The following is a 15,316-nucleotide window of genomic DNA, read 5'->3' as shown; positions in this document are numbered from 1 at the left end:
TTTTAAGTAGGATGATTGTCTTCTAGTTTATATATTAGTAAAAATTATAATTTCTTATAATTAAGAATTATTATTTCCTTGCGATTGTATTCTATAATTTCGTTATCAACAAATTCGTTAATCAATGTTGTAGCTGTTTGTCTGGATGTGCAAATTATTTGAGCTATATCATTTTGGGTTAAATAATTTTCGATTTTTACTTTATTATTGTCATCAAAAACACCTTCTTTTTCAGCCCATTCTTTTAAGAAAGTAAGTAATCTTGTTTTAGCATCTTTAGAAACTAAATTGGTATAGTTATTTCTTAGCCGTTTCATTTTTAGACCAACAAATTTGGTATATCCTAACGCTAATTGTGGATTTCGAAGCATTAAATCCTCAAAATCAGACTGTAAAAAGCTACAAATAGAAACTTCATCAGTAAGTACCTTAGCATATTCGTTAACTTGAATGTCACTATCCAAATAAAGTTCTCCGAACATATCTCCTTTCTGGATAATATCTTTAATGGTTTCGTTTCCATCTTCATCTAGAGAAACAATTTTTATACTTCCTGTTTTTAAAAGAAAAATTCTTGGCACATCGGAATCCGAGAAATATATTATTTCGCCTTTTTGAGCTTTTTTAAAACCTGAAATGATACACAATTGTTTTATTTGAGGAAAACTTAATGTTCTAAAAAGTTTATGATCACGCAGATACCAGTATTTTAATTCGTCGTACATTTTATAGTTTTTCAGTCTTTAAATATACATTTTTTGTATAATTATTCTTTAAAAAATAAAATTTTAAAATAACCAAGATTATCGGTCTCTAATAACCATATTCCGTTTTTAGCATAAAAAGTTTTAAAAAATAATTTTTGATTGTTTTGAATACTACTCAGATAATTTGAAAACAATATATTATTCTCTTGAGCAATTAATCCTTCTGTATCTAAAGCCTTCTTTTCGTAACCAATATTGTTAAAATAAGAATTAACAAACTTTCCGTTGCTAATTGTTTTATTTTCGGCTGAAATATTGAATCCTATTTTATTAAACTTTATGACATTTCCTGTCATTTTGTTAATAAAAGAATATTGAATATAACCTTTCTTTTCAGATGGAGAAGTTATAGAAAGCAATAATTTTTCGTCTCTAATTGTCAAACTCACCTTTAGGTTTGTTACAATTTGGTTTGCATTAAAATCACTTTTGTCATTGATTGTTTGTACCGATTCCCATATTTTATTTCCAGATTTATCAAATTTAAAAACATAAAAGCCCAATGGTTCATTTGTAATATTACTTGAACTTTTAGCGTTTTTCCCAAATAAACCGTAAACATATACTTCGTCTGTTTTCTGGTCGATAACGAAATTATTGATAGTCAAATCGCTTACATAAGTATCTCCAGACTGCGGATTTGTATAAATATAACCGCCTCCGTTATTACTATATATGAGATTTTTGTATTGAAAATCAACTTTGTAAGCAAAATCATTTAGTATAACACCACCATAACTATATATTGTACGATATAGTGTTGCCGATTTGTAATCTTTAGCAATTGACTTTGTGATAAGACCAAAATTATACTCATTTACACGAATACCAAACGACAAATCATTATATTTTGCAAAATTATCACCTATAATTCTAGTTAAATTTGGTTTTTTCATTGCAAATTTTTCGTTTGCTCGAGTAACAATATCGGTAACGCTAAGTGATAATTGATCTTTTTCAAAATTAATATCCCCTTTATTGTCTTGATTTAAAACACTAAACTCATAATCATCATTAAAATATTGAAAATTTTCATTCATTTTAAAAAATGGAGATGACTTCCCACTAATTACTAACTTAAACCGATCAGTTTTTTCTTCTGTTTTAGAAGTTTCAGAAACTATAAAAGCATTTTCAGTTGGGGAAAATATACAGTTTGTTAGTGCTTCATTTTCTATCATTTTTTCGAAAAACCCATCATTATCAAAACTATAAATGTTTTTAATAATTTTATTATTTGATGATGCTACATAATTTCCTTTTTGAATTACCAATCTGTTTTTATTAGGCAAGAAATTATAACCTATTGGAAAATTATTATCCTTAAATTTTTCTTCGACCACAATAGTTTGTGCATTTACTAATCCAACAAATAATAAGAGCGAAACAATAATATTATTTTTCATACTCATTTACTTAAAAATTAACTTTATAACTCAACCCCAATGTTAGTCCTCTGGTAAGCCCATCTGGACGTTCTTTTCTAACAACAAATGGAGAAGCAATCGAAGTTTCTAAATAACTCTTTTTATTTAATTTATAAGATACAATTAGATTTCCGTTTATAGTTAGACCATCGGAGTCTAAAATTGTTTCACGTTGCCCAAAAATATTAGTGAAACTATCCTCACCTAAATGATAAATAAATAAAAGGTTTGGTTTGAATGTAAATTTTTCATTAGTAGTTTTTAGTCTGTAAGTTGTTCTGAATAAAACATCCGATTTTCTTTCAAATAAATTAGTTGAGGCAAATTTATCAGTGATCAATGGATTACTTATATAGGAATTTTTGTTGTCTGTTAAAGGGATTTGTACTGCAGTATTAAAATCCCATTTTTTGTATGTAAGATTCACACCACCAATAAAATCGAAGGTTCCCAAACTGGCTTGGTAAGCCATTGGCAGAGAAACATTATTTATTTTGTCGTTTGCGCCAGTTAGAGGAATCTTAATCCCAAATAATAATGACCATGTTTTAGCACTTTCAAGTTCACTAAACTTGTTTTTAAATTTGTAATTTCCTGTCAAAAAGACATCACCAATATTTCCTCTTGTCCCAAAATCACCATTAGCAATGGCTGATGTTAGTTTTGCACTTATTGCAAATTTGTCTGTTACATCTCTTGTGTAGCTTAAATATTGGGAGAATACTGTTACACCTTCTTCGGCAATGCCATATACAACGCCAACATCAAAATTGTTTTTCATATTTGCTTCGTGACCTTTAAATCCGTTTCCAACGGAGCAGAAACCCGCATCACTACAACCTTGCGCGAATGAATTAGTAAAGCTTGCTGAGATAAATAATGATAATAATAAAAATTTTAATTTAGTTGTTTTCATGTTCTGTTTTGTTTGATTTGTTTTTATGTTAGTTACTTGTTAATGGTGCAATTGCAAATAAGTGATTAAATTCTTGGCAGTGAATTAATACATATTGATATTCAGAAACATTTACACCAGTTGGGATGGTATAAAATGTATTTCCATTTCCTTTAAAATTTCCTAGATTCACAAAATTAATTGGTGTGTTTTCTTTAGATAAATAGACTTTCAAATCTGGTCCATCAGATACTGCAAAATTTTCTAATTTTACTTTATACTCATTGTTTTCTATATAAATTTTAGCAAAACCAGAAACATTTATGCCAGATGTTGGGTAAAATTCACCTGAATATTTTAGAACTGCAGTGCTACTTATTGTATTATTTTCCAAACTTTTTGTTGTTAGATTCCCTTCTTTTTCACACGAAGTGAAAAGAAATATTCCTAATAAGAAAGCAAATAGATTTTTCATGGTTTTAAATTTTAAGTTTATTATTGAATTGTTTTTTATCACCTTTCATTTACACTTACGTAATTTTTTGAATTATGGTTTTACAATAACGCATTAAAAATAAAAAATCCTCTCGTTGCTAATTGTCAGCTTCCTTACATTTGTATTGTATTTGTTATACTAAAAAAAGCACGGATTATTTTTAGTAGTATTTATAATTTGCTTAATTTCGCAAACTGAAAATTCATTACAAAATTATATTATGAAATGAGCATTTTGCGAATTCCATTTTTACAAAAAAAAAAAAAACAAAAAAATGAAATACGATATCATTGTTTTAGGAAGTGGTCCTGGAGGTTACGTTACTGCGATTAGAGCTTCGCAATTAGGATTTAAAGTGGCAGTTGTCGAGAAAGAAAATTTAGGTGGAGTTTGTTTAAATTGGGGTTGTATCCCAACGAAAGCGTTGCTAAAATCGGCTCAAGTTTTTGATTATTTGAAACACGCTTCGGATTATGGATTAGTTGTTCCTGCATTTGATAAAGATTTTGGCGCTGTGGTTTCTAGAAGTAGAAACGTAGCTGGAGACATGAGTAAAGGCGTTCAGTTTTTAATGAAAAAAAATAAAATTGACGTTATAGATGGTTTTGGAAAGCTAAAACCAGGTAAAAAAATTGATGTTACAGATAAAGATAATAAAGTTACCGAATATAATGCAGATCATATAATTATTGCGACAGGTGCACGTTCTCGTGAGTTACCAAACTTACCGCAAGATGGTGTAAAAGTTATTGGTTACCGTCAAGCAATGACATTGCCAAAACAACCAAAATCGATGATAATCGTTGGTTCTGGTGCAATAGGAGTAGAGTTTGCTCATTTTTATAACGCAATGGGAACAGAAGTTACTATTGTTGAATTTATGCCAAATATTGTTCCTATTGAAGACGAAGATATTTCAAAACAAATGGAACGTTCGATGAAAAAAGCAGGAGTAAAAATTATGACCTCTTCTTCTGTTGAAAAAATTGATACTTCAGGAAAAGGAGTAAAAGCTACTGTGAAAACTGTTAAAGGTGAAGAAACAATTGAAGCAGATATTTTGCTTTCGGCAGTTGGAATCAAAACAAATATAGAAAATATAGGTTTGGAAGAAGTAGGCATTTCTACTGATAAAGATAAAATTTTAGTCAATGTATTTTCGCAAACTAATATTCCGGGTTATTACGCAATTGGGGATGTAACTCCAGGTCAAGCATTGGCTCACGTTGCTTCTGCAGAAGGAATTAATTGTGTAGAAAAAATTGCAGGTTTGCATGTAGATCCAATCGATTACGGGAATGTTCCTGGTTGTACTTATGCAACTCCAGAAATTGCTTCAGTAGGTTTGACGGAAAAACAGGCTAAAGAAAAAGGATACGAAATCAAAGTGGGTAAATTTCCATTTTCGGCATCAGGAAAAGCAAAAGCTTCTGGAACGCCAGATGGTTTTGTAAAAGTTATTTTTGATGCAAAATATGGTGAATGGTTGGGTTGTCACATGATTGGTGCTGGTGTTACCGATATGATTGCAGAAGCAGTTGTAGCTCGTAAGTTAGAAACAACAGGACATGAAATATTGAAAGCAATTCATCCGCACCCAACAATGAGTGAAGCCGTTATGGAAGCTGTGGCTGATGCTTATGGTGAAGTGATTCACTTATAATTTAGATTATTAGAAAGTAGAATTTTAGTGTTCTTATACTACAGTAACCGTTTTGTGAAAGCAAAGCGGTTTTTTTATATGTTATGGTTTTGTTTTAATAAAGCATTATAATTTAGTCATAACCTAAAAAAACTAAAATATTATGACTTACATTTTTAAGGCTATTTCGGTCTAATAGAAGGCGGAACTGTTGCTAATGTAATTGGTTATAAAAGCGCAGGAAGTAGTAACCTTTTTAGTATGGGAATGTTTTTTGCTGTTCTAGGTTCTTTATTAGTTTTATTTGTTTGGAAAAAATTTATCGCTCCAAATTTTTTTAAAGACCAAAACCAAAATAAATAAGAAATTAGAATTAAAATAATATATCCCGATGAGATTTCTTTTCTGGTTTTTTTATTTTTTGTTTATCATTTCAAAATAATAATTGGGATAATCTGAAATTAAACCATCTACTTTTAAATTGATAAGTTTTTGCATATCGATAATTTCATTTACTGTCCAAGGAATTACTCGAATCTTTTTTTTATGCAAAAAGTCAACATTTTCTTTATTTAATAAAATAAATTCCGGACTATAAACATTGGGTTTAAACCCTAGTATTTTTAGGTTTTCTTCTACAGTAAATTTATTTTCTACTAATAAAACTGTTTTTATTTGGGGTTTGATCTTATGTAAATATTGTAATGTTCTTACATCAAAAGATTGTATGTGAATTCGTTTATGAATTTTTTTATCATCAATAACTTTCAATAATAAATTTACAAATTCTTTTGGTTCCGGATGTAAAATGTTATCACCTTCAACAGCGCTTTTAGTTTCTATATTGTAATAAATAGTTTTTTTTGGATATTTCCTTTTAATATAATTTTCGACACTATCTATCATTTCTGATAAAAGTGGCTTGTAAGTTTTTATTTTCGATTGACTTAAAAACCTTGGATGAATTTTCGTACCACAATCACATTTTCTAATCTGATCATAATTCATTTTATATAGATTGAAAGACTTTTCTTTAGATTCTGTAATTTCATTTCCATTTGAATCTAGGCAAATTTCGTGCGATAAAAATGGCTCATGCGAAAGCAAAACTTGATTATCTGCAGAAATAACAATATCGAGTTCGAGTGTTGTAACGCCAATATCGATAGCTTTTTTTATAGCTTCAATAGAATTTTCTGGAAGTAAACCACGACAACCTCTATGTCCTTGAATATCGAAATTTTGTGCAAAAGAATTTAAAGTAATCAGAGTAAAAAGAAAATATATATTTTTCATTTTATAAAAATTTCAAGTTTTCAATCAAATAATCTACTTCGTCTTTAGTGTTATAATGGCTAAAAGAAATTCGTAAACTTGGTTTTTTTAAGTCTGCTTCCGAAAGAATTTCGGCTAAAACATGAGATGGTTTTACACTTCCAGACTGGCAAGCACTACCACGAGAAACGGCAATGCCTTTCATATCTAGATTAAACAAAATCATTGAAGTTTTTTCTTCAGAAAAAGGTAAAATGACATTCAATATATTGTAAAATGTTTCTTGCGGATTTCCATTAAATCTTATTTCTGGAAAATGAGATTTTAGTTGTGATATTGTATATTCCTTGAGATTTAAAATATATTTTTCTTCTTCATCTAAATGTAAATAGGATAATTCGAGCGCTTTTGCCATTCCCACAATATTATGCACACTTTCGGTTCCTGCACGCATTCCTTTTTCTTGTTCCCCACCTAATAATATTGGGTTTAAAACCATTCCTTTTCGAATAAATGCAAAACCCATTCCTTTTGGACCATGAAACTTGTGAGCACTTGCAACAAGAAAATCTATTGGTGTTTCTTGTAAATTGAAAGTAGTTTTTCCTATTGATTGTACAGTGTCAGTATGAAAATATGCTTGGTATTGTTTGCATATTTTAGCAACTCTATTCAAATTAAGAACAGTTCCAATTTCATTGTTTACATGCATCAAACTCACGAGTGTTTTTCCTTCTGTAGAAAGTAAATCCGATAGGTGAACCAAATCTATTTCGCCAGATGGCAAAATATTCACATAATCAATTTGAATATCATTTAGTTTTTGAAGAATTTGTACCGTATGTAAAACAGCATGATGTTCAATTTTACTTGTAATTATTCTTTCAACTTTTAAATCTCTAATGCAAGATTGAATGATAAAATTATTTGCTTCGGTGCCGCAAGAAGTAAAAATAATTTCTTGTGCGGAACAATTAAGATTTTTTGCAATGCTTTTTCGAGAAAGTTCAACTAAGTTTTTTGAATGACGACCAAAAGCATGCGTAGATGATGGATTTCCGTAATCATTCATCAAAACTTGAGTCATTTCTAAAATTACTTCTGGTCGAAGTGGTGTAGTCGAGGCGTTATCTAAATATACTTTTTTCATTATGGCAAATATACAAATTTTAAATTTTTAGTATAGCTTTGTATTTTGTTTCATAAAATGTCCTTTTGAAAAAAATTCTTTTACTTTCCGACACACACAGTCATCTTGATGATGCAATTTTAAAATATGTAAATCTTGCTGATGAGGTTTGGCATGCTGGCGATATTGGTAATTTATTAGTTACGGATACTTTGCAAAAACACAAACCATTGCGAGCTGTTTTTGGTAATATAGATGATGCAAAAGCAAGGTTAGAATTTCCTTTGCACAATCGTTTTATGTGTGAAGGTGTCGATGTTTGGATAACGCATATTGGTGGCTATCCGGGAAAATATAATCCTAATATTAGAGAAGAATTGCAACAAAATCCTCCAAAATTATTCATTTGTGGACATTCTCATATACTAAAAGTGCAGTTTGACAAGAAACTTAATTTATTACACATGAATCCTGGTGCTTGTGGTAAAAGTGGTTTTCATACGGTGAAAACCATGCTAAGATTTGTTATAGATGGCGATAAAATAAAAGATTTAGAAATTATCGAATTAGGAAGTAAATAACGATAGTTTTTTTAATCTTTTAATAAAATATGATTAAGAAGTTTTAAGTACTAATGGTTTTTATAATAATTGTAGTTCCTTGCCCAATTTTAGATTTAATTTTCATATCTCCTTGCATATTTTTTATCCTTGCACGAATTTGAGTAATACCAAATCCATCAGACATGCTAATATTTTTAGAGTCGAAACCTATACCATTGTCTTCAATTGTAATCTGTAATTTGCCGTCAATTTCTTCTAGTAATAATTTAGATTTTGAAGCTTTACTGTGTTTCATCACATTATTTAGTAATTCTGATACTATAAAAAATATTTTTGTTTCAAATTCAGAGTTATATCTTCTATCCTTAGCTAAAGTAGAATGAAATTTAAATTGTATGAGCGAGTTTGTGTTTTTTTCGCAAAGATCTTTTAACGCAAATTGCAAACCAAATTTCACTAATAATGGAGGAACTAATTCATGAGATAAATCTCTTACTTTATCATGCGCGTCTTTTAGCAAAGCTCTAGTTTTCTTTAAATCGGTAACTTGTTCTTTTGTTAAACTGCTTTCAAAAGCGGATAAATGTAATCCTACTGATGATAAAACGGCACTTACATGATCGTGTAAAACCACTGAAATTTTGTTTCGTTCTTCGTCTTGGCCATCGAGTGTGGCACTAATAATTTTGTATTGTAATTTTGTATCTATATCTTTTAGTTTACTTTTTTGTTTTAACAATAAATTTTGGTAATAAAAATAAAAGATAAACCCAGCTAGAATAAATAGTGAAGCAAATAATAATAACAATTTTTGATTTCTTTCTTGTTTTTCTATGATTGCTTTTTCTTTTTCTTTAAACTCATTTTCAGCCTTATTTATTGCATATTTTATCTCAACGTCTTGATTTGACTTGTACAGGTTTGCATTTTTTTCATCTTGTAACTCTAAATATTTGTTATTGTATATGCAAGCATTTTTATAATCACCTAATTTTTCATAAGCATATGAAATATTCAAATAAGCTGGAGATAAAGATATTGAGTTCTCATTATTTGGAAACATTTTGATAACGTCTATGTATTCTTGTTTTCCTTTTTCATAATCCTTTTCGGTAGTCAAATAATAAAGGCCTAAATTATTTTTGACACTTGCAATTAAAGTTTTATCGCCAGTTTTTAATGCTACATAATAAGAACTATCTAAATGTTTTTTTGCTTTTATATTATCGTTTTTTGAATTATAATAGTAAAAAAAATTATTTTGATTAAGCCCTATATCTCTTAGATTTTTAGATTTTTTAGTATAAGAGTCTATTTTGTTTAAATAGTAAAAAGTACTATCTGAGTTGGTTTCGGAATATATTTTAAAAAGACCTTGGTTTACTTTTATTAATAAATCATTATTTTTTAGTTTTAAGGCTATATTATTTGCTTTTATCAAATATTTTTTGGCTTTTGTATATTCGTAAATAATTCCGTTTATATTACCAATAGCTCTATATATTAATACTTGTTTTTCTAATAAATTATTTGTTTCGGCAATAGTTCGTGCATCATAAAGTGTTTTTATTGTGTTTTCCATGTCGTTATAACCTCGATACACCTCCGATTTTTGAATCATAATGTCACAATAAGCCGAATAGTTTTTAATTTCTAAATAGTGTTCTGATTTTTTGCGAGCATAATTCAATCCTTTTATCAAGTTGTTTTTTTCGATATAATATGAAATAGAATCTGTTTTGGTTTTCGTTCCTAAATTTAGAGATTGAAAACCAAAACAAAACTTACTAGCCATTAAAAAAATGAAAACTAGTAGTTTATTAGTTATGCTTTTTTTAAAGACCAATGCTAACAGTAGGTTTTTTTAAGTATTACTCCAGAGTATTTGTATTGCTCGAAATTTGCAATAAGTTTATTGCTAAGGGTTGTTGCGGTTTCTTTGCAGCTTACAAATGTAGTTGAGGGTTGGGTTTCTCCAGGATTTAGCTTTACAGTAATTATGTAACTTGTAGCCAAAGGCGTAAGAACATAAAAACAATTGTCTGGAATTTCGAAACAAATTTCAAATTCATTTGTGTTTAATTTACTAAAAGAAAACAATCCTAGCATGTCATAAGTCATAGTGTTTGGTTTTTATTATTAATTAGTTATTAAGTTATGTTTTGAGGCAAATATGACCAGTCCAACTGAGCTTTTTACATTTAGCTTTTTCATTAAGTTTTTGCGATGTGTTTCTACCGTATTAACACTAATATTTAATAAATCGCTAATGTACTTTCCGCTTCTTTCTTGGCTAATTAGATTTAAAATTTCTAATTCTCTAGAGGTTATGCTAGAAATTAAATCTTCGGTATTTAATGACTGATTGTGGTCGTTATTATTTCCGGTATAAATATTAAATATCTTATCTTTTATGGCATCAGAAAAATATTGGTTTCCATAAGCAACTGTATTTATAGCATCTATAATACTTTCCCCAGCGCATTGTTTTGTGAGATAGCCACTAGCACCTAATTTTATAACTTCTTTTATTAGTTTTGCATCATCGTAACTAGACAAAATAATCACCTTACAAGGAAATCCTGCTTCGTTCATTTCTCGTAGTACTTGTATGCCGTCTTTTTCAGGCATATTTATATCCATAATAAGAATATCAGCTTTATTTCTCGTCACTCTATCTACGAGACCTTCTCCGTTTAGAGAGAATCCAACTACTTCAAAATCTGAATTGGTTTTTAGCACAGCCAGAATACCATCAATAAGTACTTGATGATCATCGGCTAAATGTATTTTTATTTTGTTTTCCATTTTCATATTTATATTTTCAAATATATACGATTATAAAGTTACATGAAATACCTGAAATTAATGATTTTCATCTAACTAAATTTAGTTAGATGAAAATATATTATTCTTCATAATATCTACTAAAAAAGTGTCAAGGTTAAAAACCCGAGATAATTCGAAATGTCTAAATCTCAATTCTTAACTAAAAAAATAATATAATTGATCTAAAACAAACAGTCATATAGCAAAAAATCCGTCTCAATTTCTTGAAACGGATTTTTCTCGCACTAATAAACTAAGATGAAAGGTTTATCTCAATCGATCCACAGATTTTACGAGATCTTCGTCTTTCTTGATGGCTTTATTGGCCAAAACCAACAAAAAGATAGCAACAATAGGAAGAAACATCCCAATACCCTTCTCCGAAACCGTAGTTCCTCCAGATACTGTTAGTGTACGATACACAAATAATCCTAGTAAAATTAAGTTTAATATTATATTCAATCTGTTCATCACAAATTGCTGTTGTCTTTTTTTAAACGAAAGTAAACTAACTAATGATAAGGCAGTACTTAATCCAAATATAGCAGTATACTTTATATCATTCATAAAATAAATTGTTTCGCCATTTTCTAATTTCCATAAATGAAAAACAAAAGTAAGCGCACCAGTTATTATAAAAGCGAGTAATAAATAGATACTTTGTATTCTTTGAATCATTATAAATCATATATTATAAAGACAAAAATATATTTTCTTTTTATAAAAAACTATTGTTTACTCAAAAAAAAAACGTAATATTGCCATAACAATCCGTAAGCACTTCATACTTCGGAAAATAAGATTCAAAAAAAATCATTCGCATTTTATCCCAAATAATTAATTCACACATCATTTTATGTTTGATATTTCTGTTTTTAAAGAAATGAAGCTCACCGAGCTACAAGAAATTGCTAAAGTTGCTAAAATTTCAAAATTCAAGACGCTAAAAAAAGACGAACTTGTTTACCAAGTATTAGATTACCAAGCAGCAAATCCCGAGAAGATCGCTCCAATTGCAGTCGAAACTACTCCATTAGTTGAAGAAAAACCAAAAAGAGCCAGAATAGTTGAAGCTAAAGTTGCAAAACCAATTGCGCCAAAATCAATAACTCAAAAGGCAGTTGTAACACCGCCAGTTAAACAAGAAGAAATCTCTTTTGAAGAAACAAAAACTGAAACAACTACAGAATTAGAAAAACCAGTTGTTGAAGCAGTACAAAAACAACGTCCGCCAAAAGTGATTCGTTTTACAAAAGATGAAAATAATGTTACTAAAGTAGACAATTCGCATAGAAATAAAAAAATTGTAAAACCTGTAATTGCACCTACAAATACAGATGAAGTAGCTTCGCAAATACCAGAAAATGAAGAGCCAGTTCTAAAAGAAAAACCGGTAAATCCGAATCAAAATCAAAAAAATACAAACCAAAATCCGAATCAAAACCCAAACGCCAAACATAAAAATAATTTTAGAGAGCCTGATTATGAGTTCGAAGGAATTATAGAAAGCGAAGGCGTACTAGAAATGATGCCTGATGGTTATGGTTTCTTGCGTTCGTCAGATTATAATTATTTGGCTTCACCCGATGATATTTATTTATCGACTTCGCAAGTACGTTTGTTTGGTTTAAAAACTGGAGATACTGTAAAAGGAGTGGTTCGCCCACCAAAAGAAGGGGAGAAATATTTTCCTTTAGTAAAAGTTTTAAAAATAAACGGACATGATCCACAAGTGGTTCGTGACAGAGTTTCTTTCGAACATTTAACTCCAATATTTCCAACAGAAAAATTCCGTTTGGCCGAAAAAGGAAGCTCAATTTCTACTCGTATTATCGATTTGTTTTCTCCAATAGGAAAAGGACAACGAGGTATGATTGTTGCGCAACCAAAAACGGGTAAAACTATGTTGCTTAAGGAAATTGCCAATGCCATTGCAGCCAATCATCCAGAAGTGTATTTAATCGTTTTATTAATAGATGAACGCCCAGAAGAAGTTACCGACATGCAACGTAGTGTGCGTGGTGAAGTAGTTGCTTCTACCTTTGATAGAGAACCTCAAGAACACGTAAAAATTGCCAATATAGTATTAGAAAAAGCAAAACGTTTGGTCGAATGTGGTCACGATGTAGTGATACTTTTAGATTCAATTACACGTTTGGCAAGAGCTTACAATACAGTACAACCAGCTTCAGGAAAAGTATTGAGTGGTGGTGTAGATGCTAATGCATTGCAAAAACCTAAACGTTTCTTCGGAGCAGCTCGTAATGTAGAAAATGGTGGTTCGTTAAGTATTATCGCAACAGCACTTACAGAAACAGGTTCTAAAATGGACGAAGTTATCTTCGAAGAATTTAAAGGAACTGGTAATATGGAATTACAATTGGATCGTAAAATTGCAAATCGTCGTATTTTCCCAGCGATCGATCTTACTTCATCAAGTACACGTCGTGATGATTTATTATTAGATGAAAAAACAATACAACGCATGTGGATAATGCGTAAATACCTTGCCGATATGAATCCTGTAGAAGCAATGGAATTTATAAATGATAGATTTAAGAAAACTAGAAACAACGAAGAGTTTTTGATTTCGATGAATGATTAGGTTTTAACTGCAGAATATTTTTACCGCAGAGTAAAAAGAGTTTTTCACAAAGTTCTCAGAGTTTTCTATTTGAAATCTTTGAGAATTTTGTTTTTAAATTTAATATTTAAATTGGATTCCCGCCTGAGCGGGAAAGACAATTTACGACACTGTCTTTCCCGAGCAGGAGGGAATCTATTTTTAAAAGCAAAATCTATTTAAACTCTGTGGTTAAATTATCTCGTAAAAACCAACGTATTTCCTATCGACAAATTAGCATCAAAAGAGTAACCTTCATAATTGAAACCTTTCAAACCATCTAAAGTTTCAATATTATTGTCTATGATGTAACGAACCATCAATCCACGAGCTTTTTTGGCGAAAAATGAAATCATTTTTAGTTTTCCGTCTTTATAATCTTTAAATTCTGGTGTAATGACAGGAACTTTTAATTTTTTTGTATCAATCACCGAGAAATATTCGTTACTCGCCAAATTGATGAACAATTCGTTCTTTTTTAATTCTTTGTTTAAAGCATTTGTCAATGCTTCTTTCCAAAAACTATATAAATTTTTATGTTCACCAATTGGTAAATGCGTTCCCATTTCTAATCGGTAAGCTTGTATTAAATCTAATGGTTTCAAGATTCCGTATTGTCCAGAAAGAATGCGAAGTTTGTTTTGCAAAATATCTAATTTTTCTTCAGGAATAGAGTAGGAGTCTAATCCTATATAAACTTCACCATTGAAAGTATAAATCGCTGGACGCGAATTTTCGGGTGTAAATGGGGTTTTAAATTCTTTATTTCGTTGCCAATTCAGTTGTGCTAAATTATCAGAAATATGCATCATTTCTGATAAATCTTTGGGTTTTAGCTTTTTTAAAACCGAAACTATTTCTTTGGTTTGTTTTAAATAAACTGGTTTTGTAAATTGATCGTTTGGTAATTTTTTTTCAAAATCTAATGATTTGGCTGGCGAAATGACTATTTTCATGAAGAAGCTTAATTTTATTGCAACAAATATATTAAAGTTTCTATTTATAACGGTTTTGGTTTTACTTCTTTTGTACTCATTGCCGAAACTTTATTGTCAGCATTTACAAAAACAGTGAGTTCTCGTTTGAAATATTTTTTTTCGTAATTAATATTATACTTAAAAATGTATTGTTCATTTATTTCGTCATGTTTTACATCGATTAAATCTAAAGAAATAAACTTTCCGTTTCTGAAATTAATTTTTTTACAGGTTTCGGATATTTTTTCGGGCCTTACATTTTGTCTCACTTTATCAGTGGCTTCTTCACTAGAAAAAGGTTTGAAACGAGAAGTATTACAAGCTTCTAATAATCTTGTACCTAAATCGTAAGCTCGGTTTTTAGTTATGACATCAACTTCATTTGGATTTACAACAACTACTGATTTTTCTGTTACCGACGAAGTTGCTGTCTTTTTGGTTTTACAGCTATATAACAAAACCAAAACAATAATTAGGATTATCTTTTTCATTATGAATGTTTTAAATACTAACGGGAATAAGTTTGTTTTGGTATAAAGAGATTCTTAACTAAAAAATATTTATAAAAGGCTTTAAAAAATAAGTCCCGAAATTATAGACTGCACCCAAAAGTTTGGACAAATTTATAATTAATTTTGATAATAATGAGCTCGATATTGTATCGGGCTCATTTTGTTTAAATTTGACTTGATT

At 29.6% G+C, this 15,316-nt stretch carries 15 protein-coding genes; 3 read left to right on the top strand and 12 right to left on the bottom strand.

Annotated features, from left to right (window positions below; all coding sequences use genetic code 11):
- Nucleotides 1–44: 44 nt before the first annotated feature.
- From ACH2BP_RS05995 to ACH2BP_RS05980, 4 genes are read right to left on the bottom strand one after another with little or no spacing between them, the layout of a single operon-like run.
- Nucleotides 45–725, bottom strand: coding sequence for a Crp/Fnr family transcriptional regulator (locus ACH2BP_RS05995; protein WP_395057980.1), 681 nt, complete (start codon nt 723–725; stop codon nt 45–47).
- A 41-nt stretch (nt 726–766) separates the two neighbouring features.
- Nucleotides 767–2,173, bottom strand: a complete 1,407-nt coding sequence (locus tag ACH2BP_RS05990) for a hypothetical protein (RefSeq protein ID WP_395057979.1) — start codon at nt 2,171–2,173, stop codon at nt 767–769.
- A gap of 10 nt (nt 2,174–2,183) precedes the next feature.
- Nucleotides 2,184–3,110, bottom strand: coding sequence for a hypothetical protein (locus ACH2BP_RS05985; protein ID WP_395057978.1), 927 nt, complete (start codon nt 3,108–3,110; stop codon nt 2,184–2,186).
- A gap of 28 nt (nt 3,111–3,138) precedes the next feature.
- Nucleotides 3,139–3,564: a DM13 domain-containing protein gene (locus ACH2BP_RS05980; RefSeq protein WP_395057976.1), complete on the bottom strand. Its 426-nt coding sequence runs from the start codon at nt 3,562–3,564 to the stop codon at nt 3,139–3,141.
- A 295-nt stretch (nt 3,565–3,859) separates the two neighbouring features.
- On the opposite strand from ACH2BP_RS05980, the gene lpdA reads away from it, so the two are divergent.
- Nucleotides 3,860–5,248 carry a dihydrolipoyl dehydrogenase gene (gene lpdA / locus ACH2BP_RS05975; protein ID WP_395057974.1) on the top strand — a complete coding sequence of 463 codons (1,389 nt, stop codon included), beginning with the start codon at nt 3,860–3,862 and terminating at the stop codon, nt 5,246–5,248.
- A gap of 393 nt (nt 5,249–5,641) precedes the next feature.
- Here the strand turns inward: lpdA and ACH2BP_RS05970 are convergent, their stop codons facing one another.
- Entirely contained in the window at nt 5,642–6,523 is an 882-nt protein-coding gene (locus ACH2BP_RS05970; RefSeq protein WP_395057972.1) for a glycerophosphodiester phosphodiesterase family protein, read from the bottom strand.
- 1 nt (nt 6,524) lies between these two features.
- Nucleotides 6,525–7,652 carry a cysteine desulfurase family protein gene (locus tag ACH2BP_RS05965; RefSeq protein WP_395057970.1) on the bottom strand — a complete coding sequence of 376 codons (1,128 nt, stop codon included), beginning with the start codon at nt 7,650–7,652 and terminating at the stop codon, nt 6,525–6,527.
- Nucleotides 7,653–7,717: 65 nt separating this feature from the next.
- Here ACH2BP_RS05965 and ACH2BP_RS05960 point away from each other — a divergent pair, with 65 nt between their 5' ends.
- On the top strand, nt 7,718–8,212 hold the full coding sequence (locus ACH2BP_RS05960; RefSeq protein ID WP_395057969.1) for a metallophosphoesterase family protein: 495 nt from the start codon (nt 7,718–7,720) through the stop codon (nt 8,210–8,212).
- A gap of 43 nt (nt 8,213–8,255) precedes the next feature.
- Here the strand turns inward: ACH2BP_RS05960 and ACH2BP_RS05955 are convergent, their stop codons facing one another.
- From ACH2BP_RS05955 to ACH2BP_RS05940, 4 genes are all read right to left on the bottom strand, one after another.
- Nucleotides 8,256–9,989 carry an ATP-binding protein gene (locus ACH2BP_RS05955; protein WP_395057967.1) on the bottom strand — a complete coding sequence of 578 codons (1,734 nt, stop codon included), beginning with the start codon at nt 9,987–9,989 and terminating at the stop codon, nt 8,256–8,258.
- Nucleotides 9,990–10,042: 53 nt separating this feature from the next.
- Nucleotides 10,043–10,315, bottom strand: coding sequence for a hypothetical protein (locus ACH2BP_RS05950; RefSeq protein WP_395057965.1), 273 nt, complete (start codon nt 10,313–10,315; stop codon nt 10,043–10,045).
- An 18-nt stretch (nt 10,316–10,333) separates the two neighbouring features.
- Nucleotides 10,334–11,002, bottom strand: a complete 669-nt coding sequence (locus ACH2BP_RS05945) for a response regulator (protein WP_395057963.1) — start codon at nt 11,000–11,002, stop codon at nt 10,334–10,336.
- A 288-nt stretch (nt 11,003–11,290) separates the two neighbouring features.
- Nucleotides 11,291–11,701, bottom strand: a complete 411-nt coding sequence (locus tag ACH2BP_RS05940; RefSeq protein WP_395057961.1) for a DUF4293 domain-containing protein — start codon at nt 11,699–11,701, stop codon at nt 11,291–11,293.
- 178 nt (nt 11,702–11,879) lie between these two features.
- On the opposite strand from ACH2BP_RS05940, the gene rho reads away from it, so the two are divergent.
- Nucleotides 11,880–13,628: a transcription termination factor Rho gene (gene rho / locus ACH2BP_RS05935; RefSeq protein WP_395057959.1), complete on the top strand. Its 1,749-nt coding sequence runs from the start codon at nt 11,880–11,882 to the stop codon at nt 13,626–13,628.
- 215 nt (nt 13,629–13,843) lie between these two features.
- On the opposite strand, the gene yaaA is transcribed toward rho, so the two are convergent.
- Both yaaA and ACH2BP_RS05925 read right to left on the bottom strand, forming a co-directional pair.
- Complete coding sequence (yaaA, locus tag ACH2BP_RS05930) at nt 13,844–14,602, bottom strand: peroxide stress protein YaaA (RefSeq protein WP_395057957.1); 759 nt, start codon at nt 14,600–14,602, stop codon at nt 13,844–13,846.
- 44 nt (nt 14,603–14,646) lie between these two features.
- Nucleotides 14,647–15,114: a hypothetical protein gene (locus ACH2BP_RS05925; protein ID WP_395057955.1), complete on the bottom strand. Its 468-nt coding sequence runs from the start codon at nt 15,112–15,114 to the stop codon at nt 14,647–14,649.
- Nucleotides 15,115–15,316 lie beyond the last annotated feature (202 nt).

The sequence above is a fragment of the Flavobacterium sp. genome (assembly GCF_043756175.1).
In the GTDB taxonomy this organism is placed as follows: domain Bacteria; phylum Bacteroidota; class Bacteroidia; order Flavobacteriales; family Flavobacteriaceae; genus Flavobacterium.
This window is presented reverse-complemented; position numbering and strand designations above follow the sequence as displayed.